This is a genomic window from Novosphingobium jiangmenense, from assembly GCF_015694345.1.
Lineage (GTDB): Bacteria > Pseudomonadota > Alphaproteobacteria > Sphingomonadales > Sphingomonadaceae > Novosphingobium > Novosphingobium jiangmenense.
On the sequence record NZ_JADQDC010000012.1, the window covers coordinates 76211 to 98527 of the forward strand.

General features: G+C 65.4%; 24 protein-coding genes. 11 read left to right on the plus strand and 13 right to left on the minus strand.

Annotated features, from left to right (window positions below):
- The first annotated feature begins 4 nt into the window (after positions 1-4).
- Together I2488_RS15855 and I2488_RS15860 are read left to right on the plus strand one after the other, a co-directional pair.
- The gene (locus tag I2488_RS15855) at positions 5-355 is read left to right on the plus strand and encodes a YbaN family protein (protein ID WP_196276789.1); all 351 of its coding nucleotides are present in this window, start codon (positions 5-7) and stop codon (positions 353-355) included.
- Positions 352-1425 (plus strand): acyltransferase family protein, encoded by a 1074-nt coding sequence (locus I2488_RS15860; RefSeq protein ID WP_196276790.1) that lies wholly within the window; start codon positions 352-354, stop codon positions 1423-1425. Before I2488_RS15855 ends, I2488_RS15860 begins: the two co-directional genes overlap by 4 nt.
- Here I2488_RS15860 and I2488_RS15865 read toward each other — a convergent pair.
- Positions 1364-2941 (minus strand): right-handed parallel beta-helix repeat-containing protein, encoded by a 1578-nt coding sequence (locus tag I2488_RS15865; RefSeq protein ID WP_196276791.1) that lies wholly within the window; start codon positions 2939-2941, stop codon positions 1364-1366. The genes I2488_RS15860 and I2488_RS15865 overlap by 62 nt on opposite strands.
- A gap of 169 nt (positions 2942-3110) precedes the next feature.
- Between I2488_RS15865 and I2488_RS15870 the strand changes: the two genes are divergently transcribed.
- The gene (locus I2488_RS15870; RefSeq protein ID WP_196276792.1) at positions 3111-3683 is read left to right on the plus strand and encodes a hypothetical protein; all 573 of its coding nucleotides are present in this window, start codon (positions 3111-3113) and stop codon (positions 3681-3683) included.
- Here the strand turns inward: I2488_RS15870 and I2488_RS15875 are convergent.
- On the minus strand, positions 3680-4198 hold the full coding sequence (locus tag I2488_RS15875) for a sterol desaturase family protein (protein ID WP_196276793.1): 519 nt from the start codon (positions 4196-4198) through the stop codon (positions 3680-3682). The genes I2488_RS15870 and I2488_RS15875 overlap by 4 nt on opposite strands.
- 136 nt (positions 4199-4334) lie before the next feature.
- Here I2488_RS15875 and I2488_RS15880 point away from each other — a divergent pair, with 136 nt between their 5' ends.
- From I2488_RS15880 to I2488_RS15915, 8 genes are all read left to right on the plus strand, one after another.
- A complete protein-coding gene (locus I2488_RS15880; RefSeq protein WP_118073421.1) occupies positions 4335-4715 on the plus strand; it encodes a hypothetical protein in 381 nt (126 codons plus the stop codon).
- 121 nt (positions 4716-4836) lie between these two features.
- A complete protein-coding gene (gene leuC, locus I2488_RS15885; RefSeq protein WP_196276794.1) occupies positions 4837-6276 on the plus strand; it encodes a 3-isopropylmalate dehydratase large subunit in 1440 nt (479 codons plus the stop codon).
- Between the two features lie 7 nt (positions 6277-6283).
- Entirely contained in the window at positions 6284-6814 is a 531-nt protein-coding gene (locus I2488_RS15890) for a hypothetical protein (protein ID WP_196276795.1), read from the plus strand.
- Between the two features lie 65 nt (positions 6815-6879).
- The gene (locus I2488_RS15895) at positions 6880-7962 is read left to right on the plus strand and encodes a zinc ribbon domain-containing protein (protein ID WP_246465719.1); all 1083 of its coding nucleotides are present in this window, start codon (positions 6880-6882) and stop codon (positions 7960-7962) included.
- A gap of 105 nt (positions 7963-8067) precedes the next feature.
- Positions 8068-8565: a DNA-deoxyinosine glycosylase gene (locus tag I2488_RS15900; RefSeq protein WP_196276796.1), complete on the plus strand. Its 498-nt coding sequence runs from the start codon at positions 8068-8070 to the stop codon at positions 8563-8565.
- A gap of 60 nt (positions 8566-8625) precedes the next feature.
- Complete coding sequence (locus I2488_RS15905; RefSeq protein WP_144906583.1) at positions 8626-8787, plus strand: LPXTG cell wall anchor domain-containing protein; 162 nt, start codon at positions 8626-8628, stop codon at positions 8785-8787.
- A gap of 91 nt (positions 8788-8878) precedes the next feature.
- Entirely contained in the window at positions 8879-9487 is a 609-nt protein-coding gene (gene leuD / locus I2488_RS15910) for a 3-isopropylmalate dehydratase small subunit (protein WP_196276797.1), read from the plus strand.
- A gap of 91 nt (positions 9488-9578) precedes the next feature.
- Positions 9579-10580 carry an NADPH:quinone oxidoreductase family protein gene (locus I2488_RS15915; protein WP_196276798.1) on the plus strand — a complete coding sequence of 334 codons (1002 nt, stop codon included), beginning with the start codon at positions 9579-9581 and terminating at the stop codon, positions 10578-10580.
- 49 nt (positions 10581-10629) lie between these two features.
- On the opposite strand, the gene I2488_RS15920 is transcribed toward I2488_RS15915, so the two are convergent.
- The 11 genes from I2488_RS15920 to I2488_RS15970 all read right to left on the minus strand — a co-directional run bounded on the left by I2488_RS15920 (position 10630) and on the right by I2488_RS15970 (position 22238).
- Positions 10630-11271: a trimeric intracellular cation channel family protein gene (locus tag I2488_RS15920; RefSeq protein ID WP_196276799.1), complete on the minus strand. Its 642-nt coding sequence runs from the start codon at positions 11269-11271 to the stop codon at positions 10630-10632.
- Positions 11264-12310, minus strand: coding sequence for an NAD(P)H-dependent flavin oxidoreductase (locus I2488_RS15925; protein ID WP_196276800.1), 1047 nt, complete (start codon positions 12308-12310; stop codon positions 11264-11266). The genes I2488_RS15920 and I2488_RS15925 overlap by 8 nt, the downstream gene beginning before the upstream one ends.
- A gap of 4 nt (positions 12311-12314) precedes the next feature.
- Positions 12315-12512, minus strand: a complete 198-nt coding sequence (locus I2488_RS15930) for a hypothetical protein (protein ID WP_196276801.1) — start codon at positions 12510-12512, stop codon at positions 12315-12317.
- Positions 12513-12577: 65 nt separating this feature from the next.
- Positions 12578-13273, minus strand: a complete 696-nt coding sequence (locus tag I2488_RS15935) for a spermidine synthase (RefSeq protein ID WP_196276829.1) — start codon at positions 13271-13273, stop codon at positions 12578-12580.
- Between the two features lie 54 nt (positions 13274-13327).
- Positions 13328-13663, minus strand: a complete 336-nt coding sequence (locus I2488_RS15940) for a DUF6481 family protein (protein WP_196276802.1) — start codon at positions 13661-13663, stop codon at positions 13328-13330.
- A gap of 140 nt (positions 13664-13803) precedes the next feature.
- Entirely contained in the window at positions 13804-15204 is a 1401-nt protein-coding gene (gene lpdA / locus I2488_RS15945) for a dihydrolipoyl dehydrogenase (protein ID WP_196276803.1), read from the minus strand.
- Positions 15205-15350: 146 nt separating this feature from the next.
- Entirely contained in the window at positions 15351-16583 is a 1233-nt protein-coding gene (gene odhB / locus I2488_RS15950; RefSeq protein ID WP_196276804.1) for a 2-oxoglutarate dehydrogenase complex dihydrolipoyllysine-residue succinyltransferase, read from the minus strand.
- Positions 16584-16611: 28 nt separating this feature from the next.
- Entirely contained in the window at positions 16612-19464 is a 2853-nt protein-coding gene (locus I2488_RS15955; RefSeq protein WP_196276805.1) for a 2-oxoglutarate dehydrogenase E1 component, read from the minus strand.
- A gap of 217 nt (positions 19465-19681) precedes the next feature.
- Positions 19682-20566: a succinate--CoA ligase subunit alpha gene (gene sucD, locus I2488_RS15960; protein WP_196276238.1), complete on the minus strand. Its 885-nt coding sequence runs from the start codon at positions 20564-20566 to the stop codon at positions 19682-19684.
- Between the two features lie 64 nt (positions 20567-20630).
- Positions 20631-21593 (minus strand): malate dehydrogenase, encoded by a 963-nt coding sequence (mdh, locus tag I2488_RS15965; RefSeq protein WP_196276806.1) that lies wholly within the window; start codon positions 21591-21593, stop codon positions 20631-20633.
- 423 nt (positions 21594-22016) lie between these two features.
- Positions 22017-22238: a hypothetical protein gene (locus I2488_RS15970; protein WP_196276807.1), complete on the minus strand. Its 222-nt coding sequence runs from the start codon at positions 22236-22238 to the stop codon at positions 22017-22019.
- Between the last annotated feature and the right edge of the window lie 79 nt (positions 22239-22317).

Below are 22317 nucleotides of genomic sequence, written 5' to 3' on the forward strand. Positions count from 1 at the left end.
GGACTTGCGCCGCCACCTCTATCTTGCAGGCGGCGTGACCTGTGTGGCGCTGGGGGCAATCGGCGCTTTCCTGCCGATCCTGCCGACGGTCCCGTTCCTGCTCCTCGCCACCTTCTGCTTCGCGCGCTCGAACCCGGCGTGGGAGCAGCGCCTGCTCGACCATCCGCGCTACGGCCCGCCCTTGCGCCAGTGGCGGGAACGCCGCGCGATCTCGCGCAAGGCGAAGCAGGGCGCGCTGATCGCGATGGGCGCAGGCGTGGTGCTGACGGGCGTGACCGCAGGCTGGCCATGGGTACTGATCCCCGCCGTTGTGATGGGCATCACCGGCACCTGGATCTGGACCCGCGCCGAATGACGGACGCGCCGGGAAAAGGCCGCATCGCCAGCGTGCAGATGCTGCGCTTCCTCGCCGCCTTCGCCGTTCTGATCGGGCACGTCGAGATCTTCACCTACCATACCGGGCAGTACCTCGGCGTCACCCTCTACCGGCTACCGCTGATCGGCCACACGGCTTTCGGCGTCGATCTGTTCTTCGCCATCTCCGGCTTCGTGATGATCATCTCGTCCGAGCGCCTGTTCGGCAGCGCAGATGCGCGGCGCTCCTTCCTCTTGCGCCGCCTGCTGCGAATCGTCCCGCTCTACTGGCTCGCCCTGGCCTTCATGGTGCTGTGGGGCTGGCGCTTCGGCCCTGCTGCCGATGCAGCCACCGCGGCCAGCGGATTCGCCTTCCTGCCCCATGCCTCGAACATAGCGCATGGCCGCATGGTCCCCCCGCTCGAAGTCGGCTGGACCCTGAACTACGAGATGCTGTTCTACGCGTTGTTCGCCCTCTCTATTGCGAGCACCGCCCAAACCACCGCCCGGCGAATTGCCACGTTGCTCGGCATCCTGGTCCTGATCGGCACAGCGGCCCCGTTGCCGCAGCCATTGGCCTACTGGTCCGATCCCATCGTCATCGAATTCCTCGGCGGCATTGCCATCGCGCTGCTCTACCGCAAGGGCTTGCGCCTGCCTTCCACTTTGCGCGCCGCTATGCTGGGCTGTGCGCTACTCCTGGTATTCGGCCCGTTCCAGGATTTGCCCGGCGCGCAAGGCGGCTGGCCTCGCCTTCTTGCCTGGGGATTGGCTGGCTGGCTGATCCTCGGCGCAACCGTGCTAGGCCCGCTGCCCCTGCCGCAGGCCAGGTGGTGGAACCGGGGCGGTGACGTGTCTTACGCCCTCTATCTGGTCCACATGCCGATAATGACCGTCATGCAGCTTGTCTGGCGGCATTTTTCCCTGCCTTATGGCACGGCACAGGCCAACCTGTTTGCAGCGACGGCGATTGCGTTGTCCGTTGGTGCAGCAGCCTTGGCTCATCTCATCATCGAACGGCCGATCGCACGTCTGACCGCAACAGGGCGGTACGCCACGGTGCCTTCCTGACCGCGGAGACCGTCCCGCCGGCTAAGGCGCTCGGGCACAGCTCCTGCACAAGCGCCTTTGCCTCATCGACGTCGAGCGCACCCCGCGGAGCCGCACCAGCCGGTTGCCGAAAGCGACGGTCGTGCGAGAGATCGGGGCCGGAGCGCAGCCAGGCATTGTCCTCAAGCGTCACGCCGGTGATCGGATCGCGCATGATCTTCCGGAACTCCCTGGCGTTCTCGCCCATCCGGAAAGCTGCCATCACCTTGCGCGGGTGCTTTTCGCTGCCGTGGATCGCGTTGATATAGGCGACCGACGTATTTCGGCGGATCACGTTGTTCTTCGGTTCACGCCCGTCCTTGGCAGGGAAGGCTCCGATCCATGCCGTCCGCCCGTTCTCCCAGCCGAGGACGAAATTCTTCTCGATGCGCGCACCCTCAACGCCGTAGAGCGCGATGCCGTGGTGGATCGAAGGGCGTACCACGTTGCAGGCAACCGTCACGTCGCTCCATCGTCCATCGAAGATCGTAATGCCTTGCAATTCGTCCGAATGCCTGTTCGCGGTGTCTGACAGACAGATGTTGCCCGTGATGCTCACGCGCCGGAACGGAGGATCGCCAGGACTGACCTGACCTTGCATGCAATCCGGGTGGAGCCGGTCCCCGGTCGGCCAATGGTCCGCCACCACATTGTCTGCAATGACCACGTCGTTGCCCGTAAAGTCCACGCCATCGACGGAAAACCCGCGAATGGTGTTTCGCGCTATTCGCACCCTGTTTGCGTGGTAGATCGAAACGCCGAAGCGCACGTCGCGGATAGTGCTGTCCTCGAGGCTGAGGCATTCGCCTGACAGTTGCACGCCGTTCCGGCCCTCTTTTACCCAGTCTGCCGGGCTCGTGTTCGCGATGCTGCCGGGGCCGTCGACGATCAGCCCGACAAAGCGGATGTTGGAAGAGGGTCTGACGTCGGGCCTCGGCCGGGTCGATACCAGGAACGTCCGAATTCCCGCCTGTTCCGGCGTTACGGCGAGATTCCGAAAGGTGAAGTTCGTCGCGTCGGCGACGGAGATAGCTTCCACCTGCGCCTGCGCACCGGGTGCCGCTGCAATAGTCACCGGATTGTCGTTCGCAATCCCTTCCAGAACAAGCGCACCATGGTCGCCGCCAGAGAGCAGTATTGTGTCCCCGCCGCGTACGACCGCGCGCCCGTTGCCGACCCATTCCGGCTTGCTTGGCTGGCCGGAAATGCGCGTAGCAACCCGTTGTAGCCAGTTGGCCTGACGTACTCGATCGCCAATCAGCTCCTTGGACAGAACGCGCGACAGATTTCGCCAGGGGCGCGCGGCCGACCCGTCTCCGTCGTCGCGTCCATTGACCGGATCGACATGGAAAACCCGACCGCCCGGTGCAGAACGGGTGGCAGAACAACGCTCGGCCTTTGCCGGTGAAGCCAGCCGGGTACTGTGCCTGTCCTGCCAAACCTGGCCCAATGACAGAATGCCGACGACCGCAGCCGACAGTACGGCCAACCTCACCATGATCCGATCGCCCCGGCCATCCATGCCTTTAGAAATATTAGGAGATAACTATAGATATATCTATCATATTTCCAACGACATTGAGGAAGGCGGGATAAACAATCAGCGTGTTTCCGTTTTGTTCTGTTTGTGCTACCTGAGGGCGCTTCGAAAGGATTGGATTCGCCCGATGATTTCCCTGACCGTCGGACCGGCCGATACGCCGACCAGCTGGCTTGATTGGACCGCTTCGGTGCTCGGCTCGCTGGCGTGGCCGCTCTCGGCGCTGGTTATCGCGCTGATCTTCCGCCGCCCGCTGCTCACCCTGCTGGCGCGGCTCGACGAATTGAGCTGGGGGGACAAATCCGCGCGTTTCGCCCAGCGGCTGGATCGTCTCGAATCCGAAGCCAGCCCTGCGCCTGCCGAGCCTGACGGCCCCGAAATCGCCCTGACCGGCGATCACGCCCGCTTCCTCAAGCTGCTCGATCTCTCGCCCGGTGCCGCCGTGCTCGATTCATGGTCCGGGGTCGAGGAAGCGCTGCAATCGCTCGCCATCGAACACGCCGTCGCCAGTCCCGATGCGTCGGATGCGGGCCGCACCCTGCAGAAACGCGGTGTTTTGCCAGCGCGCACAGTCGGCATGATCGAAGAGATGCGGCGCTTGCGCAACGCCGCCGCCCACGATCAGGCCATATCCGTCTCCGACGCCCTGCGCTTCCGCAATCTGGCCAAGGGCGTGCTTAACGAGATCAGGCTGGCTTAGGCGTCCACCGCCTCGCGCAGCACCGCAATCCCCTGCTCACGCTGCGCCTGCAATTCCCTCTTCAACACCGCCGGATCGCGCGCGAAGATGAAGCCGAAGCTCACCCCGCCTTCCTTGCCGATCGTCGCATGGTGCAGCTTGTGCGCCTGCACCAGCCGCTTGGCATAGCCGCGCTTGGGCACCCAGCGGAACCAGCGCTGGTGGACAAGGCCGTCATGCACCAGCGTATAGATCGCGCCATAGGCCATGACGCCAAGCCCGATGAACGTCGCCGGCCACCACGCTTCTGCGCCCAGCACAAGCGGGCTGCCCAGCATGAAGAAGCTTATCGAGATCGCCGCGCCTACCACCGCATAGAGGTCGTTCTTCTCGAAGAACCCATCGTGCGGCTCGTGGTGGTCGCGGTGCCAGCCCCAGCCGAAGCCGTGCATCACGTACTTGTGGCTGGACCACGCCACGAATTCCATGACCAGCACCGTGGCCACGATGATACCTATAGCAACAAGCGTCTGCATGGCGCCCCCATACACCGCCCGCACGGCCATCGCGACACATTCTTACACTTTGCCCGAAAGTCGCGACGCCTCGTTTTTCTGCGGTTCAGCCGCCGGGCGGCACTTTGTCCTCACAGACCAATGAGGAGCTTATCCCATGCGCAAGACCGTTCTCGCAGTTGTCCTTTCCACCCTCGTCGCAGGCGTCGCCACCCCGGCGCTCGCTCATGACAACGACCGCTACCCCGGCGGCAACCGCGCTGAAGCCGCCTACATGACGCCCGGCCGCAACGCCGACATCCGCCGCGACATCTGGCAGCTCGACAACCGCATCGACCGCGCCCAGCGCAATCGCGCCATCTCTCCCCGCGAAGCCCAGGGCCTGCGCCGCGACGCGCGTGACCTGAAGGCGACCTACAACCGCTACGCCGATCGTGGCCTGTCGTCCGGCGAATACCGCACCCTCGAACGCCGCGTTGCCAACATCACCCAGCGTCTCCGCGCCGAGAAGTGGGACCGCGACGGCCGCCGCGGCTGAGGTTGAGGCTCACCGGTTGGCGGATAATGCCCAAACAGTGTAACAAAATTACACTTCGGGGCACCTCGGCCCGCCCTTTCCTGCTTGAATTGCGGGCGGGGCGGGCCTAACCGCTTGGCTCATGTCGAACACCGCAAACCCCCGCACGCTCTACCAGAAGATCTGGGACGCCCACGTTGTCGAACAGCGCGACGATGGCACCGCGCTCATCTATATCGACCGCCACCTCGTCCACGAAGTGACCAGCCCGCAGGCCTTCGAGGCCCTGCGCGCCGCCGGTCGCAAGGTGCGCCGCCCCGATCTCACGCTTGCGGTGCCCGATCACAACCTGCCGACCACCGCGCGCCGCACCGCCGACGGCCAGCGCGTGCCGATTGCCGATCCTGAGTCTGCACAGCAGCTCGAAGCGCTCGAGCGCAACGCCCCCGCCTTCGGCATCCGCTACATCGGCGATGCCGACGCCGAGCAAGGCATCGTCCACGTCGTCGGCCCGGAGCAGGGCTTCTCGCTCCCCGGCGCCACCATCGTCTGCGGTGACAGCCACACCGCTTGCCACGGCGGCCTTGGCGCGCTGGCCTTCGGCATCGGCACGAGCGAGGTCGAGCACGTGCTCGCCACGCAGACCCTGCTGCTCAAGCAGTCGAAGTCGATGGAAGTGCGCGTTGAAGGCACCCTGATGCCCGGCGTCACGGCCAAGGACGTCGTCCTGCACATCACCGGCGTGCTCGGCGCTGCCGGCGGCACCGGCTCAGTCATCGAATACACCGGCCAGGTCATCCGCGACCTTTCCATCGAGGGCCGCCTGACAATCTCCAACATGGCCATCGAACACGGTGCGCGCGCCGGCCTCTGCGCACCCGACGAAAAGACCTTCGCCTACCTCAAGGGCCGCCCCTACGCGCCCAAGGGCGAGGACTGGGACAAGGCCGTTGCCTGGTGGAAGAGCCTCGCCACCGACCCCGGCGCTACTTACGACAAGGTTGTGGTCATCGACGCCAAGGACATCGCTCCCTCGGTAACCTGGGGCACCAGCCCCGAGGACGTCCTGCCGATCAGCGGCCTCGTGCCCGCGCCGGAAAGCTTTGCCGACCCTTCCAAGCAGGAAGCCGCCAAGGCCAGCCTCGCCTACATGGGCCTGACTCCCGGCCAGCGCATGGAAGACGTCGAGGTCCAGAACATCTTCATCGGCTCGTGCACCAACAGCCGCATCGAAGACATGCGCGCCGCCGCCGCGATCCTCAAGGGCCGCAAGAAGGCCGACAACGTGAAGTGGGCCATTGTCGTGCCCGGCTCCGGCCTCGTCAAGCAGCAGGCCGAAGACGAAGGACTCGACAAGATCTTCACCGAAGCTGGTTTCGAATGGCGCGAGCCCGGCTGCTCGGCCTGCCTCGGCATGAACCCGGACAAGGTGCCCGCAGGCGAACGCTGCGCTTCCACCTCGAACCGCAATTTCGTCGGCCGCCAGGGCCCCGGCGCGCGCACCCACCTCGTCAGCCCCGCGATGGCCGCCGCTGCGGCGGTCACCGGTCGCCTGACCGACGTGCGCAAGCTGATCGGCTGACACGCCCGTGGCAGGCCTTCCGACAGCCGCGCTCCAGCTCGCCGGGTTCCTCATGGCCCATGCGTTCTGGACGGCGTCGGACCTGCCGCCCGGCAGCCACTACCAGCCGCAGTCGCTGTGCATGCGCGCTGACGGCAACCGCCAGCTCCAGACGTTCGAGGGCGCGACACCCAAGGACCAGGACGCCGCCGCCCGCGCCTTCATCACGGGCGGCGCGTCGCAATGGCCCGATTGCGCCATCGCCCGTCAGGTCAAGGTCGAGACGCCGTCTGGCGATGTCGATGCGCTGGTGATCGATGTCGTCCAGTACGGCGGCAGCGTGATGACCGTGGTCCAGGCCTTCCGCCCCGGCGCGCAGGACTTCCGGCTGCTGGGCGATGAACTCATGCTCGGCGACAACGGTCCGCTCCCGCCACTCCCTGCCGCACAAGCCGCAGCCGCCATGCGCGAAGGCGCGCTCGACCACCCCGGTCTCGGCGACAAGTGGCAGCAATGGGAAGCCGCCCGCGATCCGGTCAGCCCGCTGGTCCAGAAGTAGGCCCCCGATTTACAACGCCGTGCCCGGCGCTTAGCCTCTCCCACCAAACCAAGGAGGGGTGAGCCATGGACATGATCAAGGGCGTGCGCGTGCCCGAACGCGTCTATCGCGGCGTTCTGTGGGCGGTATCGATCGTCTTTGCCGGTTTCATTGTCGGCCTCGGCAACCTTGTCATCGGCGATCTGCCGATGGTCGAGGAACAGGTCTACACCGCGCCTGCCGAAGACAGCCCCGCCATCCGGCAAGTCCGCGACGAGATCCGCAAGATCGGCGACAGCAAGACCGCCATCGACGACAAGCTCGAGATCCAGCGCCTCCAACTGGATCAGGCCCAGCGCCAGTCCGGCACCGCCAACGAAACCTTCAAGGCGTGGATCGCCGCTCGGACTGCCACCACCAATCCCGCGCAGGACCCCGAAGTCCTCGCCCGCACCCGCGAACTCGAACAGCTCAAGGCCAACGAGCGCAGCATCCAGCAGGCCATCGCCGCTCTCGAAAACCAGCGCACCCCGCTCGCCCAGCGCGAGAACGCGCTGCGTCTCGAGGAAAACCGCCTGATCAATGACGCGATTCCCGCGCAGGAACGCGCGATGTTCTGGCAGGAGCTGCGCGTCTTCGGCCTGCGTCTGGCCATCACCCTGCCGATGCTCGCCGCAGCGGCATGGATGGTCGTCAGGAAGCGCAAGAGCGACCACTGGCCGTTGATGCGCGGCTTCGTCCTCGCCGCCGTCTTCGTGTTTTTCGTCGAACTCGTCCCCTACCTGCCGAGCTATGGCGGCTACATCCGCTACGCCGTCGGCATCATCCTGACCTTCGCCGCGGGACACTTCCTGATCAAGAACATGCGCGCCTACCTTGCGCACCGGCAGGAGGTCGAGGCGCAGGCCGAAAAGGAGCGCCGCGCCCGCGTCAGCCATGACGAGGCCTTCAAGAAGATGGCCGCCAAGGTCTGCCCCGGCTGCGACCGCCCGATCTCCACCACCGCTGATGCCGAGGCCAACTTCTGCGTCCACTGTGGCATGACCCTGTTCGACCACTGCCACAGCTGCAACACCCGCAAGATGGCCTTCTTCCGCTACTGCATGACCTGCGGCACGCCCGCGAAGGACGAGGCCGCCAAGAACGAGGTCTCGTCCGTTCAAGCATGAACCTCTCTTTCGTCATTGCGAGCGTAGCGAAGCAATCCAGAGTCGGCGTGAACCACACTGGATTGCTTCGCCTTGCAGGCTCGCAATGACGAAAGAGTTGAGACGATGACCGACCGCAAGTCCTCCTTCGCTCCCGTCGTCGACCAGCACACCCGCGTCGTCGTCCTCGGCAGCCTGCCCGGCGAAGCGAGCCTCGCTGCCGCGCGCTACTACGCCAACCCGCGCAACCAGTTCTGGCGGCTGGTCGGGGGGGTGATCAACGTCGATCTCGTCGCGCAGGACTACGCCCAGCGCCTCGAAACCTTGCTCGCCCACCGCATAGGCCTGTGGGATTCGATCGGCACAGCCACACGCGCGGGCAGTCTCGACACCGCCATTCGCGACGTAGCTCCCAATGCTCTGGCGACGCTTGTAACGACACTTCCGCACTTGCGCTGCGTTGCCTTCAACGGCGCGAAATCCGCCAGCATCGGCACGCCGCAACTGGCCCGGGCAGGGCCCTTCGAACTCCTGCGTCTCCCCTCCAGCAGCCCCGCCCATGCGTCCCTCACGTTCGAAGCCAAGCTCGCCGAATGGATGAAGCTGCGGAAATTCCTCGACTGATCCTTGCAATCACCGCCCGACCGGCCAATCTTGCCAGTCACAGCGAAGGAGTTCTCTAGCGTGACCAAGAAGACGGACTGGACCGGCAAGGCAGCCATGGCGGGCGCGGCAATCGGCTCGGCAGCGCTGGCTGCGGCCCTGCTCTATGCCTCGCGCCGCAAGGAACGCGCCGAAAAGACCGAGCCCAAGGCTCCTCCGGTCGATACCCCCGAGACGGACTGATCCGGGGTTTATCCGCCACGCAATAATATTGCGCCAAACGCCCCCCAAAACGGGCATTGCATCGCCTATCGCGCAAGCTATAGCGACGGCCATGGAACCGGTGAAGCAGATCGAAGGACGGGCCATCCCGTTCGGCCGCAAGAACGTCGATACCGACGTGATCATCCCTGCCAAGTGGCTCAAGACGATCACGCGTCAGGGTCTCGGCAAGGGGGCGTTCGAAGCCCTGCGCGAAGATCCCGACAACATCTTCGACAGCGCCGAGTTCGCTGGCTCGCCGATCCTGATCGCGGGTGACAACTTCGGCTGCGGCTCCAGCCGTGAACACGCCGCCTGGGCGCTGGGCGACATGGGCATCAAGGCCGTGATCGCACCTTCGTTCTCCGACATCTTCTCCGGCAACGCCTTCAAGAACGGCATCCTCACCGTCGTCGTGCCGCAGGAAGCTATCGACCGCCTGATGGAAGTCGCGCAGACCGATCCCGTCTCGATCGACCTTGAAGCCCAGACGGTGACGACGCCGTTCCAGGACCGCTTCACCTTCGAGATCGACCCGTTCCGCAAGCACTGCCTGCTCAACGGTCTCGACGAGGTCGGCCTTACCATGGCGCGCGGCGATGCCATCGCCACGCACGAGGCCAAGATGCGTGAAAGCCTGCCCTTCCTCGCACGCGGCACGGATGCCGTAGCGGCAGCTTAACCGCACGCTTAAGAGGGCTTCCCAAGCCGCGCAAAAGTTGCTTCCCTGATGTCGAGCGGATCGATTCCGCAAGAACGTTGGGAGAAGTGAAATGAAGGCTCTGCGCACCCACGCCGCGGGCGGCCCCGAAACGCTGGTCATGGACGAACTGCCCGATCCGGTACCGGGGAAGGGCGAAGTGCTCGTGCGCGTCCACGCCTGCTCGATCAACTTCCCCGACACGCTGATGATCCGCGATCTCTACCAGTTCAAGCCCGAGCGCCCCTATGCGCCGGGCAGCGAACTGGCGGGCGAGATCGAAGCACTGGGCGAGGGCGTCACCGGCTGGAATGTCGGCGATCGCGTGATCGCCATGATCGGCAGCGGCGGTTTGGCCGAGAAGGTCGTCGCCCCCGTCGCCCGCCTCTTCGCACTGCCCGATGGCGTAGACTACGCCACTGGAGCCTCGCTGCTGATGACTTACGGTACCACCATCCACGGCCTGAAGGATCGCGGCCACATCAAGGCTGGCGACACCGTGCTGGTCCTCGGCGCGGCAGGCGGGGTCGGCCTCTCCGCCGTCGAACTCGCCAAGGCCTTCGGCGCGCGCGTGGTCGCCGCTGTATCCAGCGAGGAAAAGGCGCAAGTCGCCCGCGAAGCCGGTGCCGATGACGTCGTCATCTATGGTCGCCCGCCGTTCGACAAGACCCAGTCCAAGGCCTTGGCCGACCAGTTCAAAGCCGCCTGCGGCCCCAACGGTGCGGACATCGTCTACGATATCGTCGGCGGCGACTATTCGGAACCCGCGCTGCGCGCCATCGCCTGGGAAGGGCGCTTCCTCGTCGTCGGCTTCCCGGCAGGCATTGCCAAGCTCCCGCTCAACCTGACCCTGCTCAAGTCCTGCGATGTCTGCGGCGTGTTCTGGGGCGCATGGACCGCACGTGAGCCTGCAGCGTTCAAGGCCGAGGTCGAGGAACTCTTCGCCCTGCTCAAGGCCGGCAAGATCAATCCCCGCGTTTCGCAGCGCTACACCCTCGATCAGGGCCGCGAAGCCATCGCGCTGCTGGAAAACCGGCAGGCGATGGGCAAGGTCGTCGTCGAAATGATTGGCTGAATACTGCTCCTCCCCTCCCGCAAGCGGGAGGGGTTGGGGGTGGGCGAACTCAGCGCTCGCGCTCCCCGGAAGTGTAAACCGGCAATCCCAGCTTCCACCAGATCGCAGCCCCACGCAGGGCAAACCCGGCCAGAGCCGCCACCGGCCAGACGATCCCCTTGTCCATGCCCAGCGCCGCGCCCGCTGCACAAACGCCTGCGGAAAGCGCTGCCGCGGTCACGTACAATTCCGGCCGCATCAGGATCGACGGCCTGCCCGCCAGTACGTCGCGGATGATCCCACCGACGCAGCCGGTGATCACCCCCATCAGCACCGCCGGGACGGGCGTCACCCCAAAAGCGAGCGCTTTTGCCGTCCCCAGCACCGCATAGGCCCCGAGCCCCGCCGCGTCGGCCCACTCGAGAACCGGCCTTTCCCACCAGCGATGCGGCGTGAACCACGCCACCAGCGCCACGCCCAGGCACACCGGCGCCACCCACGGATCGCGCACCCAGAACACCGGCGCGCCGATCAGCAGATCGCGCACCGACCCGCCGCCGACGCCCGTAACGAGCGCAAAGAATGCCATTGTCACGAACGTCTGCCTGAGTTGCGCCGCCAGCAGCGCCCCGGTCAGCGCGAACACCGCAATGCCCGCAAGGTCGAGCAGCCCGATCAGCGCGGAAAGGTCGGCGGAGGGCATGTCAGGCATCGAACCCGGCCTCCCGCGCCAGCAGCGCCACAAGGTCTCGAGCAGGCATGGACCGTGCCCGCGCAAATGCCGTACCGGCCCAATGCGCCCCCCAGCCATCCTCGCCGGCGGACTTCGCCGCCGCAATCAGCGCCTTGCCGGCATCGTAAGTCATCGGATAGCCCGGCGCCTTCGCTCGAACCTGCCCGGCCCACTCGACAAAGCGGTTGTCGAGGCACCGCGCCGGTCTTCCCGAGATCGCATCGGTCAATGTCGTTCCCGTAGTGCTGGCGAGAACCGCACGATACCCGTCGTCCGCCGCGCTTTCCGGGCAAGCGACAAAGGCCGTCCCCATCTGCACCGCGTCCGCGCCTGCGGCCAGAGCCCGTCGAATGTCGGCGCCGTCCATGATCCCGCCCGCCGCGATCACCGGCAGGTCGATCTGCGCGGCGATCACCTTGACCAGATCGAGTGTCCCAAGCTGTTCGTCAGGCACATCGGGATCAAACACCCCGCGATGCCCACCTGCCTCGATCCCCTGCGCCACGATCGCATCGATTTCCGCAGCCTGCACCGCCCGCGCCTCGTCGAGCGAGGTCGCACTCGCCACCAAGAGGCACCCACGCGCCTTGAGCGCGGCAATGGCCCCGGGCGAGGGCAGGCCGAAATGAAAGCTCACCACCGCAGGCGCAGCGTCGATCAGCGCTGCGAGCATCTCGGGATCGTCGTTCAGGGACCGATAGATCTCGCGCAGGTCCGAAGGTGGTTCTGCGCCGAACTGCGAGAACAACGGCTGCATCTCGGCAATCCACGCCCGCTCCGCCACCGGCTCGCGCACCGCCCGGCGATGCACGAAAGCATTGACGTTGAACGGCCGGTCGGTCCGTCCGCGCAGGTCCGCCAGCATCGCTCGCGCAGCCCCTGCGTCCATCGCACCCACCGCCACCGAACCCAGCGCGCCCGCCTCGCACACCGCAGCGGCGAGGGCGGGCGTGGAGGTCCCCGCCATCGGTGCCTGCACGATGGGATAGCGCAGGCCCAGAGCTCGCGCGATGCGCATGGGCTCAGTTGCCCAGCAGCGCTTCCAGCTTGCCCTTGAGTTCCTGGATGCGCGTCGCCGCTTCGGTGAAGGTCTTCACGTCTTCGCGGTTGTTGTTGCCGCGCGCTTCCTTGGCCGCTTCGACGTAGCCTTCGAGATCGGCTTCCAGCGCGTCGATCAGGATTTCGGTTTCGTCTTCGGTCAGGGTCAGCTTGATGGCCATCGTGGCACTCCTTCGATTCAAACCCTGCGGTTACCGTCAGCAGCCGCACGGCACAAATGAAAGCTTCAGGCTTTCGTCGCGAAGAAGATCACATGATGCAGCGGATCGCGTCCGGCCTGCGGTTCCTCGCCCGCATCCACGCTGGCCACTTCGACCGTGAACCCTGCTTCTCCCAGCAGCGCCACGAACGCCGGGTCCTGAAATGCCGACCACACCGCCAGAATGCCGCCCGGCCGCAGCGCCCGCGCCGCTGCCTGCAGGCCATCGCGCGAATAGAGCCAGCCGTTGAGCGCCCGCGTCAGCCCTTCCGGCCCGTTGTCGACATCGAGCAGGATCGCGTCGTAAGCATCGCGCGCCGCGTCGATCAGCATCGCCACGTCGTCATGCACCAGCTGTACGCGCCGGTCATCAAGGCATCCGGCAGTCAGCCCCGCCATCGGCCCGCGCGCCCATTGCACGATCTCGGGCACGATCTCGGCGACAGTTACGTGCGCGGTATCGTCCAGCACTTCCAGCGCCGCACGCAGCGTGAAGCCGAGGCCATAACCGCCGATCAGCATCTGCAGGTTCGATCGCCCCGCCAGCCGCGCGCAGGTCATTTCCGCAAGTTGCACTTCCGAAGCGCAGACGTCGGTGCTCATCAGCTCGTTGCGGTCGAGCAGGATGACGAAGTCCCCGCCATTGCGCACCAGCCGCAGCCGCGCGCCATCGGGTACGCGGCAGGTGTCGATCAGTTCGTCGCCATCCTCAAGCTCCCACATCGGGGGAGCGGCGCTGGGCGAGGTTTCCTGAACCGGAAGGAGCGTGTCCAACGCCTACTTCTTCCGCGCCTTGCGGGCGGCGTAGCGAGCATCGCGTGCGGCCTTCTGCGCAGCCGCCAGTTCTTCCGCGCTCGGCGGGGCAGGGGCGTTCGCCTGCTCGGCGGCGCGCCGGGCCTTCTCGGCCTTCTCTTCCTCGCGCTTGAGGCGAGCCGCCTCGCGCTTTTCCGCCTCGGCCTTTTCCTTGGCCTCGGCGCGGGCAATCTTCTCGGCCAGCACTGCCGGATCGACCGGAGCCTTCGCCTTGGCCTTCAGCGCTTCGATCGCCTTGGCGCGCGCCTGTGCCGAAGCATCGCGGCGATCGCCGAGACCGGGTTCCTTGTAACCTGCCATGATATTCGTCTGCTCTCTCTATTCCGCTTGGCCGCTAGCAGTGTGGGCCCGCGATGTCACGCCGCATCGCCAAATCCTTGCGCGCAAACGGAAAGGGCCGCCCCGAAGGACGGCCCATCTGTTCGCTCAAGCGAGCCCGATCACATGTGGATCGGCTTGCCGGTCACCGCCATCGCCGCTTCCTTCAGCGCTTCCGAATGGGTCGGGTGCGCATGGCAGGTATAGGCGATGTCCTCGCTGGTCGCGCCGAATTCCATCGCCTGTGCGGCCTGCGCGATCATCGTGCCCGCAACCGAAGCGATGCACCACACGCCCAGAACGCGGTCGGTCTTGGCGTCCGAGATGACCTTCACGAAGCCGTCCGGCTCATGGTTGGTCTTGGCACGGCTGTTGGCGAGCATCGGGAACTTGCCGACCTTGATCTCGCCCTTTTCCTTCGCGGCCTCTTCCGTAAGACCGACACCGGCGAACTCAGGCATGGTATAGACCACGCCCGGAATGACGTCGTGGTTCACGATTCCCGTCAGCCCGGCGATGTTCTCGGCCACGGCAATGCCCTCGTCCTCGGCCTTGTGCGCCAGCATCGGGCCGGGGATCACGTCGCCGATGGCCCAGACGCCGTCGACCTTGGTGGCAAAGTCATGGTCGGTCTCGATCTGCCCGCGCGCGTTCAGTTCCAGCCCGATCTTGTCGAGGCCAAGACCATCGACGTTGGGACGACGCCCGATCGCCACCAGCACGCAGTCAGCCTCGATGGTCGAAGCCTCGCCGCCCTTGGCAGGCTCGACGGTCAGCGTGGCCTTTCCGCCATCAACAGCAACGCCCGTGACCTTGGTGCCGAGCTTGATGTCCATGCCCTGCTTCTTGAAGATCTTGGCGGCTTCCTTGCGCACGTCGCCGTCCATGCCGGGGAGCAACTGGTCGAGGAATTCCACCACCGTGACCTTGGCACCCAGACGACGCCACACCGAGCCCAGCTCCAGCCCGATCACGCCGCCGCCGATCACCACCATGTGCTCCGGCACACGGTTCAGGGCGAGGGCACCAGTGCTGTCGACGATCACGCCCGCATCGTTGTCGACAGTCACGCCAGGCAGCGGCGTCACGCTCGAACCGGTGGCGATCACGATGTTCTTCGCGGTCACCTTCTGGCCAGCCACGGTCACGCTGTGCGCGTCCTCGAACGCGGCGTAGCCCTTGAGCCAGGTCACCTTGTTCTTCTTGAACAGAAACTCGATGCCGCCCGTCAGCTGCTTGACCGAATCAAGCTTCTGCCCCTGCATCGCATCCAGATCGAGCTCGACCGTGCCGGTCTTGATGCCATAGTTGGCAAAAGTGCCGTTCCGCGCCTCGTCGAACTTCTCCGACCCGTGCAGCAGAGCCTTCGACGGAATGCAGCCGACGTTGAGGCAGGTCCCGCCGAGCGTCTCGCGCCCTTCGGCACAAGCCGTCTTCAGCCCCAGCTGCGCCGCGCGGATCGCCGCGACATAGCCGCCGGGACCGGCACCGATGACAAGGACGTCGTAATCGTATTCAGCCATTTTCCGGCTCCGTTGCGTGACTGCCGTTCAGCAAACCGAACATGTCACTACCAGCTTTTCGTCATTCCCGCGAACGCGGGAATCCAGCAACAACGCTGGGAAGTGGATTCCCGCCTGCGCGGGAATGACGAAGGTATCGTTACAAATCAAAGATCGATCAGCAGACGCGTCGGATCCTCGATCGCTTCCTTGATCGTCTTCAGTGCCGTCACCGCCTCGCGGCCGTCAATGATGCGATGGTCGTAGGACAGCGCGATGTACATCATCGGGCGCACCACGATCTCGCCATTACGGACGACCGGGCGGTCCTCGATGCGGTGCAGGCCGAGCACGGCCGACTGCGGCGGGTTGATGATCGGGGTCGACATCAGGCCGCCGAACACACCACCGTTGGAGATCGTGAAGGTGCCGCCCGCCATGTCGGCCATGGTCAGCGTGCCATCGCGCGCCGCCTTGCCGTAGTTGGCGATCGACTTCTCGATATCGGCAAAGCTGAGCTTGTCGACATCGCGCACCACCGGCACGACCAGCCCGTTGGGCGCCGAAACCGCAACCGAGATGTCGACGTAGTCGAAGTAGACGATCTCATCGCCCTGGATCTGCGCATTGACCGAAGGGATGTCCTTCAGCGCCAGCACCGAGGCCTTGGCGAAGAACGACATCAGGCCCAGCTTCACGCCGTGCTTCTTTTCGAACACGTCCTTGTACTTGGCGCGCGCTTCCATCACCGCGCTCATGTCCACGTCGTTGAACGTGGTCAGCAGTGCGGCGGTTTCCTGCGCGCTCTTGAGGCGCTTGGCGATGGTCTGGCGCAGGCGCGTCATCTTCACGCGCTCTTCGTTGCGACCGCCGGAGACCGTTGCGGCAGGTGCCGCCGCCGGAGCCGAAACTGCCGGGGCAGGGGAGGCCTGCTTGGCCGCAGCGGCTGCCATCACGTCTTCCTTGGTCAGGCGGCCGTCCTTGCCGGTGCCCTTCACGGTCGACGGGTCGATGCCATATTCCAGCACCGCACGACGCACAGCCGGCGAAAGTGCCGCAGCGTCGCCCGATGGCGCAGCCGCAGCGGGGGCTTCCGAAGCCGAAGCGGGCGGAACCGGAGTCTCGGTGCGCGGGGCAGGGGCCTGTGCGCCCGCAGCTGCCACGCCGTCCTCGATCAGCGCGAGCAGTGCGCCCACCGAAACGGTGTCGCCTTCATTGGCCACCAGCGCGCCAAGCACGCCTGCAGCAGGCGCCGGAACCTCGACCGCGACCTTGTCGGTCTCGAGGCTGACGATCGGCTCGTCCAGTGCCACGGCCTCACCGGGCTTCTTCAGCCACTGGCCTACGGTTGCTTCGCTGACGCTTTCACCCAGCGTCGGAACCTTCACTTCAATCGACATAATTCATGTTCCTCGGGGAGAAGGAAAATCAGTTCTTCTTTTGGCGACGGATCTCGCCACGTACCGAAAGGCCCAGCGCATCAGCCACCAGTGCGCCCTGCTCGCTGGCATGGCGGCTGGCGAGGCCCGTGGCGGGCGATGCCGCCGCGTTGCGACCGGCATAGCGGGCGCGGGCAACCTTGCTCTTGGCGGCCTTCAGCGATTCCTCGATCAGCGGCTCGACGAAGAACCACGAACCGTTGTTGCGCGGCTCTTCCTGGCACCACACCACTTCCTCGAGGTTGGTCATGCGCGAAAGGCGCAGGGCCAGCGGCTCGCCGGGGAAGGGGTAGAGCTGTTCGAGGCGAATGATCTGCGTGTCGGTGATCCCGGCCGCATCGCGCGCTTCGATCAGGTCATAGGCGACCTTGCCCGAACACAGGATGACCTTGCGGGTATCCTTGTCCGCTGCCGGATTGATGTCCGACAGGATGCGCATGAAGTGTCCGTCGCCGATGAAGTCCGAAGCGACCGACTTTGCCAGCGGGTGGCGCAGCAGGCTCTTGGGCGTCATGATGATCAGCGGCTTGCGGAACGGACGGTGCATCTGCCGGCGCAGCACGTGGAAGTAGTTGGCCGGCGTGGTGATATTGCACACCTGGATGTTGTCCTCGGCGCAGAGCTGGAGATAGCGCTCCATACGCGCCGACGAGTGCTCCGGACCCTGTCCTTCATACCCGTGGGGCAGCAGCATGACGAGGCCGTTGGCGCGCAGCCACTTGGCTTCGGATGCGGCGATGTACTGGTCGATCACGATCTGCGCGCCGTTGGCGAAGTCGCCGAACTGCGCTTCCCACAGCACCAGGCTCTTCGGGTCCGCGCTGGCATAGCCATATTCGAAGCCGAGCACGCCATATTCCGAAAGCGTCGAATCCAGCACCTCGAACGTGCCATGCGGCAGTGTCTTGAGCGGCACGTACTTGCGCTCGTCGGTCTGGTCGACCCACACCGCGTGGCGCTGGCTGAAGGTGCCGCGGCCGCAGTCCTGGCCCGAAAGACGCACGCCATAGCCTTCGGACACGAGGCTGCCGAACGCCAGTGCTTCACCGGTCGCCCAGTCGAAGCCCTGTCCGCTCGAGAACATCTCGCGCTTGGCGTCGATCACGCGGCCCAGCGTCTTGTGGACGGTCAGGTCAGCCGGAACCGTGGTCAGGGTGCGGCCAAGGCTGTCGAACAGCTTCTGGTCGATGCCGGTGCCGACGTTGCGACGCGCGGTGACCGGATCGGCCGGCTTGTTGAAGCCCGACCAGCGACCGCCGAACCAGTCGGCCTCGTTGGCCTTGTAGCCCTTGGCCGCCTCGAACTCGGTCTCCAGCGTCGCCACGAAGTGGCTCTCGATCTCGCCCTTGTAGTTGGCGTCGATCACACCTTCGCCGACGAGGCGCTTGGCATAGATGTCGCTGACGCCCGGATGCTGGCGGATCTTGGCGTACATCAGCGGCTGCGTGAAAGAAGGCTCGTCGCCCTCGTTATGGCCGAAGCGGCGGTAGCACCACATGTCGATCACGATGTCGCGGCCGAACTTCTGGCGGTAGTCGATCGCCAGCTTGCAGGCGAAGGTCACCGCTTCGGGATCGTCGCCGTTCACGTGCAGGATCGGCGCCTGCACGCCCTTGGCCACGTCCGACGGGTACGGAGACCCGCGCGAGAACTGCGGCGAGGTGGTGAAGCCGATCTGGTTGTTGATGATGAAGTGGATGCAACCGCCGGTGTTGTAGCCGCGCACGCCCGAAAGGCCGAAGCACTCCCACACGATGCCCTGGCCTGCAAACGCGGCGTCACCGTGGATCAGCACGGGCAACACCTGCTTGTGGCGGGCATTGGGGCCGACGTCATCGCCGATGTCGTCGCGGAACACCTGCTGCGCGCGCACCTTGCCGAGCACGATCGGGTCGACCGTCTCGAGGTGCGAGGGGTTGGGCACAAGGCTCATGTGCACCTTGGTCCCGTCGAACTCGCGGTCGGTCGAGGTGCCGAGGTGATACTTCACGTCGCCCGATCCGCCCACGTCCTGCGGGTTGGCCGAGCCGCCCGAGAACTCGTGGAAGATCACGCGATAGGGCTTGGCCATCACGTTGGCGAGCACGTTCAGGCGGCCGCGATGGGCCATGCCGTAGACGATTTCCTTGACGCCCAGCTGGCCGCCGTACTTGATCACTGCTTCCAGCGCCGGGATCATCGATTCCCCGCCGTCGAGGCCGAAGCGCTTGGTGCCGACGTACTTCTTGCCGAGGAACTTCTCGTACTGCTCGCCGCGCACCACTGCGGCGAGGATCGCCTTCTTGCCGTTGGGGGTGAAGTCGATCGACTTGTCGCCGCCCTCGATGCGGTCCTGGATGAACTTGCGCTCCTCCACGTCGGCAATGTGCATGTATTCGAAGCCGATGTGCCCGCAGTAGTTGGCGCGCAGGATCGCGACCAGTTCTTCGAGCGTCGCCCATTCGAGGCCCAGCACGCCGCCGAGATAGATCTTGCGCTTGGCGTCAGCGGCGGTGAAGCCGTGATACTCGGGCGAGATGTCGGCCGGGAGCTTCTGGCGGGCAAGGCCCAGCGGGTCGAGATCGGCGGCAAGATGCCCGCGCACGCGATAGGTGCGGATCAGCGTCATCGCGCGGATCGAATCCATCGCCGCCTGCTGCAGCGCCGCTTCGTCCAGTTGCGCGCCGCCCTTCTTGGCCGACTTCTGGATGACGAGCTTGAGCGCCATCGGGTCCATTGCCTGGGTCAGGTCGTCGCCCGCCGCAGCATCGGTAATCGGCCAGCGCTTGTTCGCCCACGAAGGACCGGGCTGCGGACCTTCCTGTGCCGGATCGACGTCGAAATCGTGCAGTTCAGAACCCATCATCAACTCCTGGTCCCCCCGGGGAGGTTGGGGGCTTCGGACATTTTCCGCTCCAATCGTGGAGCCGACCCTTCCGGCACTCGCCTCGCAAGGCTTGCGCAAAAATCCGTAACTACGGCAGGCCGTTTCCGTTGCCGGGGCCTACCTGAAAACCTTCAAGCATCCGCCCGGTGGCCCCTTACGCAAGGTAACCTATCCGGGCGGTAGCTTTTTAGCGTCAGCCCTTCAGCACTTCGGCCAGCGTCTCGCCGAGCAGGCTGGGCGAGGCGGAGACCTTGATGCCGGCGGCTTCCATCGCCGCGATCTTGCTTTCGGCATCGCCCTTGCCGCCCGAGACGATGGCGCCGGCGTGGCCCATGCGGCGGCCCGGAGGCGCGGTGCGGCCCGCGATGAAGCCGGCCATCGGCTTCTTGCGGCCACGCTTGGCCTCGTCGATCAGGAACTGCGCGGCCTGCTCCTCGGCGTCGCCGCCGATCTCGCCGATCATGATGATCGACTTGGTCGCCTCGTCGGCCAGGAACAGTTCGAGCACGTCGATGAAGTTGGTGCCGTTGACCGGGTCACCGCCGATGCCGACAGCGGTCGTCTGGCCAAGGCCGATGGCCGAGGTCTGGAACACCGCTTCATAGGTCAGCGTGCCCGAGCGCGAGACCACGCCGACCGAGCCTTCCTTGAAGATGGACCCTGGCATGATGCCGATCTTGCACTGGTTGGGCGTCAGCACGCCAGGGCAGTTCGGACCGATCAGGCGGCTCTTCGAGCCCGACAGCGCGCGCTTGACCTTGACCATGTCGAGCACGGGCACGCCCTCGGTGATCGCCACGATCAGCTCCATCTCGGCATCGATCGCCTCGAGGATGGCATCGGCGCAGCCCGAAGGCGGCACGTAGACGCACGACGCGGTCGCACCGGTCACGGCCTTGGCTTCGGCCACGGTATCGAACTGGGGCAGGCCGATGTGGCTGGTGCCGCCCTTGCCGGGCGTCACGCCGCCAACCATCTGCGTGCCGTAATCAAGCGCGGCCTGCGTGTGGAAGCTGCCGGTCTTGCCGGTCATCCCCTGCGTGATGACCTTGGTGTTCTTGTCGACGAGAATGGACATCAATTACTCCGGAACATCAGGCTGCTGCGCCCCCGCTCCGGCGAGGGCGCAGATCCGTGTCGGGTCAAGCCAGCGAGCTGTCGATGCCCTTGCAGGCTTCCAGCAGTTCCTTGACCGCGTCGACCGAGACCTGGAGGTTCGACTTGGCTTCGGCGTCGAGTTCGATCTCGATCACCTGCTCCACGCCGTTCGCGCCGATCATCACCGGCACGCCGACATAGAGGCCGTCAACGCCGTACTGGCCATCGACATAGGCAGCGCAAGGCAGGATGCGCTTCTGATCGTTGAGGTAGGCTTCGGCCATGGCGATGCCCGAGGCGGCAGGCGCATAGAACGCCGAACCGGTCTTGAGCAGGCCGACGATCTCGCCGCCGCCCGAACGGGTGCGCTGCACGATCGCGTCGATCTTTTCCTGCGTCGACAGGCCCATCTTGACGAGGTCGGGCACCGGGATGCCGTTGACGGTCGAGTACTGGGTGACCGGCACCATGGTGTCGCCGTGGCCGCCGAGCACGAAGGTGTTCACGTCGCGGATCGAGACGCCGAATTCCCATGCCAGGAACGTGCTGAAGCGGGCCGAGTCGAGCACGCCAGCCATGCCGACGACCTTGTTGTGCGGCAGGCCGGAGAATTCGCGCAGCGCCCACACCATCGCGTCGAGCGGGTTGGTGATGCAGATGACGAATGCGTCAGGCGCGTTGTCGCGGATGCCTTCGCCCACGGCCTTCATCACCTTGAGGTTGATGCCGAGCAGGTCGTCGCGGCTCATGCCCGGCTTGCGGGCAACGCCGGCGGTCACGATGATCACGTCGGCGCCGGCAATGTCGGCATAGTCGTTGGTGCCGGTGATCTTGGCATCGAAGCCTTCGACCGGACCGCACTGCGACAGGTCGAGCGCCTTGCCCTGCGGCACGCCTTCGACCACGTCGAACAGGACGATGTCACCCAGTTCCTTCTGGGCGGCGAGGTGAGCCAGGGTGCCACCGATATTGCCTGCGCCGATAAGCGCGATCTTCTTGCGTGCCATGCTCTACGGTCCTTTCCCGTTCGCGGGGACAAGCATACAAATGCCAGCAGAGCTTTCGCCCAGGTCCCTCCCGTGCCCCGCGAGACAGGAAAGTTCTGGCAGAATGACTCGCGCCCTAGGCTCCCGCGCACACGAATGCAACCGCGAAAAACGGCTATATCCGGGCTTTTTGTGATATCAGTTCGCAATAGCAAGAGACGTGTTTGTGAAGGCCCACCCCCAACCCCTCCCGCCTGCGGGAGGGGAGTTGAAAGACCCGTTCCAGCCCTCCCGCAGGCGGGAGGGCCGCGAGACTTGGAGAGCCGTAGGCGAACCTAGTCGCAGCGGGGTGGGCACCGGGGCACCGCGCGAGGTCAGCAAAAAGCCCCGGCGTCTCCACCGGGGCTCCCTTATGTTTTTCCTCTCCGCAATCTCTCGCGGTGTTCAGCTCCGCTTGCGCTTCAGGAAGTCGCGCGCCATCCGCCGGTCGAGCGTTGCGCAGACTTCGACCCAGAATTCCACCCGGCCCGGCTCCCCGCTGCGCTCGGCAATCACCGCCGCATCGCGGGCCCGTGCCGCCGCCGAAAAGCCATGCGCCGCAAACAGCCGCAGCGCCGTATCCAGCGCCTCGTCATGACAGAGCGAACGCGCACCATTGTCGTTCACCGCCCGCAAGTGTCGCGCCTGGACTTGCCGCGAAAGACAGGGGGAAATGATGCCGTAACGGGGCGCAAAACGCAGCATG

Bases quoted from the DNA above. Each gene is read 5' to 3' on its own strand.
- I2488_RS15925 (WP_196276800.1), bottom strand. From the start codon at position 12,310: ATGCGCATCGCGCGAGCTCTGGGCCTGCGCTATCCCATCGTGCAGGCA.
- sucD (WP_196276238.1), bottom strand. From the start codon at position 20,566: ATGTCCATTCTCGTCGACAAGAACACCAAGGTCATCACGCAGGGGATG.
- I2488_RS15860 (WP_196276790.1), top strand. From the start codon at position 352: ATGACGGACGCGCCGGGAAAAGGCCGCATCGCCAGCGTGCAGATGCTG.
- I2488_RS15900 (WP_196276796.1), top strand. From the start codon at position 8,068: ATGACCGACCGCAAGTCCTCCTTCGCTCCCGTCGTCGACCAGCACACC.
- leuC (WP_196276794.1), top strand. From the start codon at position 4,837: ATGTCGAACACCGCAAACCCCCGCACGCTCTACCAGAAGATCTGGGAC.
- odhB (WP_196276804.1), bottom strand. From the start codon at position 16,583: ATGTCGATTGAAGTGAAGGTTCCGACGCTGGGTGAAAGCGTCAGCGAA.
- I2488_RS15880 (WP_118073421.1), top strand. From the start codon at position 4,335: ATGCGCAAGACCGTTCTCGCAGTTGTCCTTTCCACCCTCGTCGCAGGC.
- I2488_RS15915 (WP_196276798.1), top strand. From the start codon at position 9,579: ATGAAGGCTCTGCGCACCCACGCCGCGGGCGGCCCCGAAACGCTGGTC.
- I2488_RS15930 (WP_196276801.1), bottom strand. From the start codon at position 12,512: ATGGCCATCAAGCTGACCCTGACCGAAGACGAAACCGAAATCCTGATC.
- I2488_RS15940 (WP_196276802.1), bottom strand. From the start codon at position 13,663: ATGGCAGGTTACAAGGAACCCGGTCTCGGCGATCGCCGCGATGCTTCG.
- leuD (WP_196276797.1), top strand. From the start codon at position 8,879: ATGGAACCGGTGAAGCAGATCGAAGGACGGGCCATCCCGTTCGGCCGC.
- I2488_RS15955 (WP_196276805.1), bottom strand. From the start codon at position 19,464: ATGGGTTCTGAACTGCACGATTTCGACGTCGATCCGGCACAGGAAGGT.
- lpdA (WP_196276803.1), bottom strand. From the start codon at position 15,204: ATGGCTGAATACGATTACGACGTCCTTGTCATCGGTGCCGGTCCCGGC.
- mdh (WP_196276806.1), bottom strand. From the start codon at position 21,593: ATGGCACGCAAGAAGATCGCGCTTATCGGCGCAGGCAATATCGGTGGC.
- I2488_RS15895 (WP_246465719.1), top strand. From the start codon at position 6,880: ATGGACATGATCAAGGGCGTGCGCGTGCCCGAACGCGTCTATCGCGGC.
- I2488_RS15935 (WP_196276829.1), bottom strand. From the start codon at position 13,273: ATGTGGGAGCTTGAGGATGGCGACGAACTGATCGACACCTGCCGCGTA.
- I2488_RS15920 (WP_196276799.1), bottom strand. From the start codon at position 11,271: ATGCCTGACATGCCCTCCGCCGACCTTTCCGCGCTGATCGGGCTGCTC.
- I2488_RS15875 (WP_196276793.1), bottom strand. From the start codon at position 4,198: ATGCAGACGCTTGTTGCTATAGGTATCATCGTGGCCACGGTGCTGGTC.
- I2488_RS15865 (WP_196276791.1), bottom strand. From the start codon at position 2,941: ATGGTGAGGTTGGCCGTACTGTCGGCTGCGGTCGTCGGCATTCTGTCA.
- I2488_RS15870 (WP_196276792.1), top strand. From the start codon at position 3,111: ATGATTTCCCTGACCGTCGGACCGGCCGATACGCCGACCAGCTGGCTT.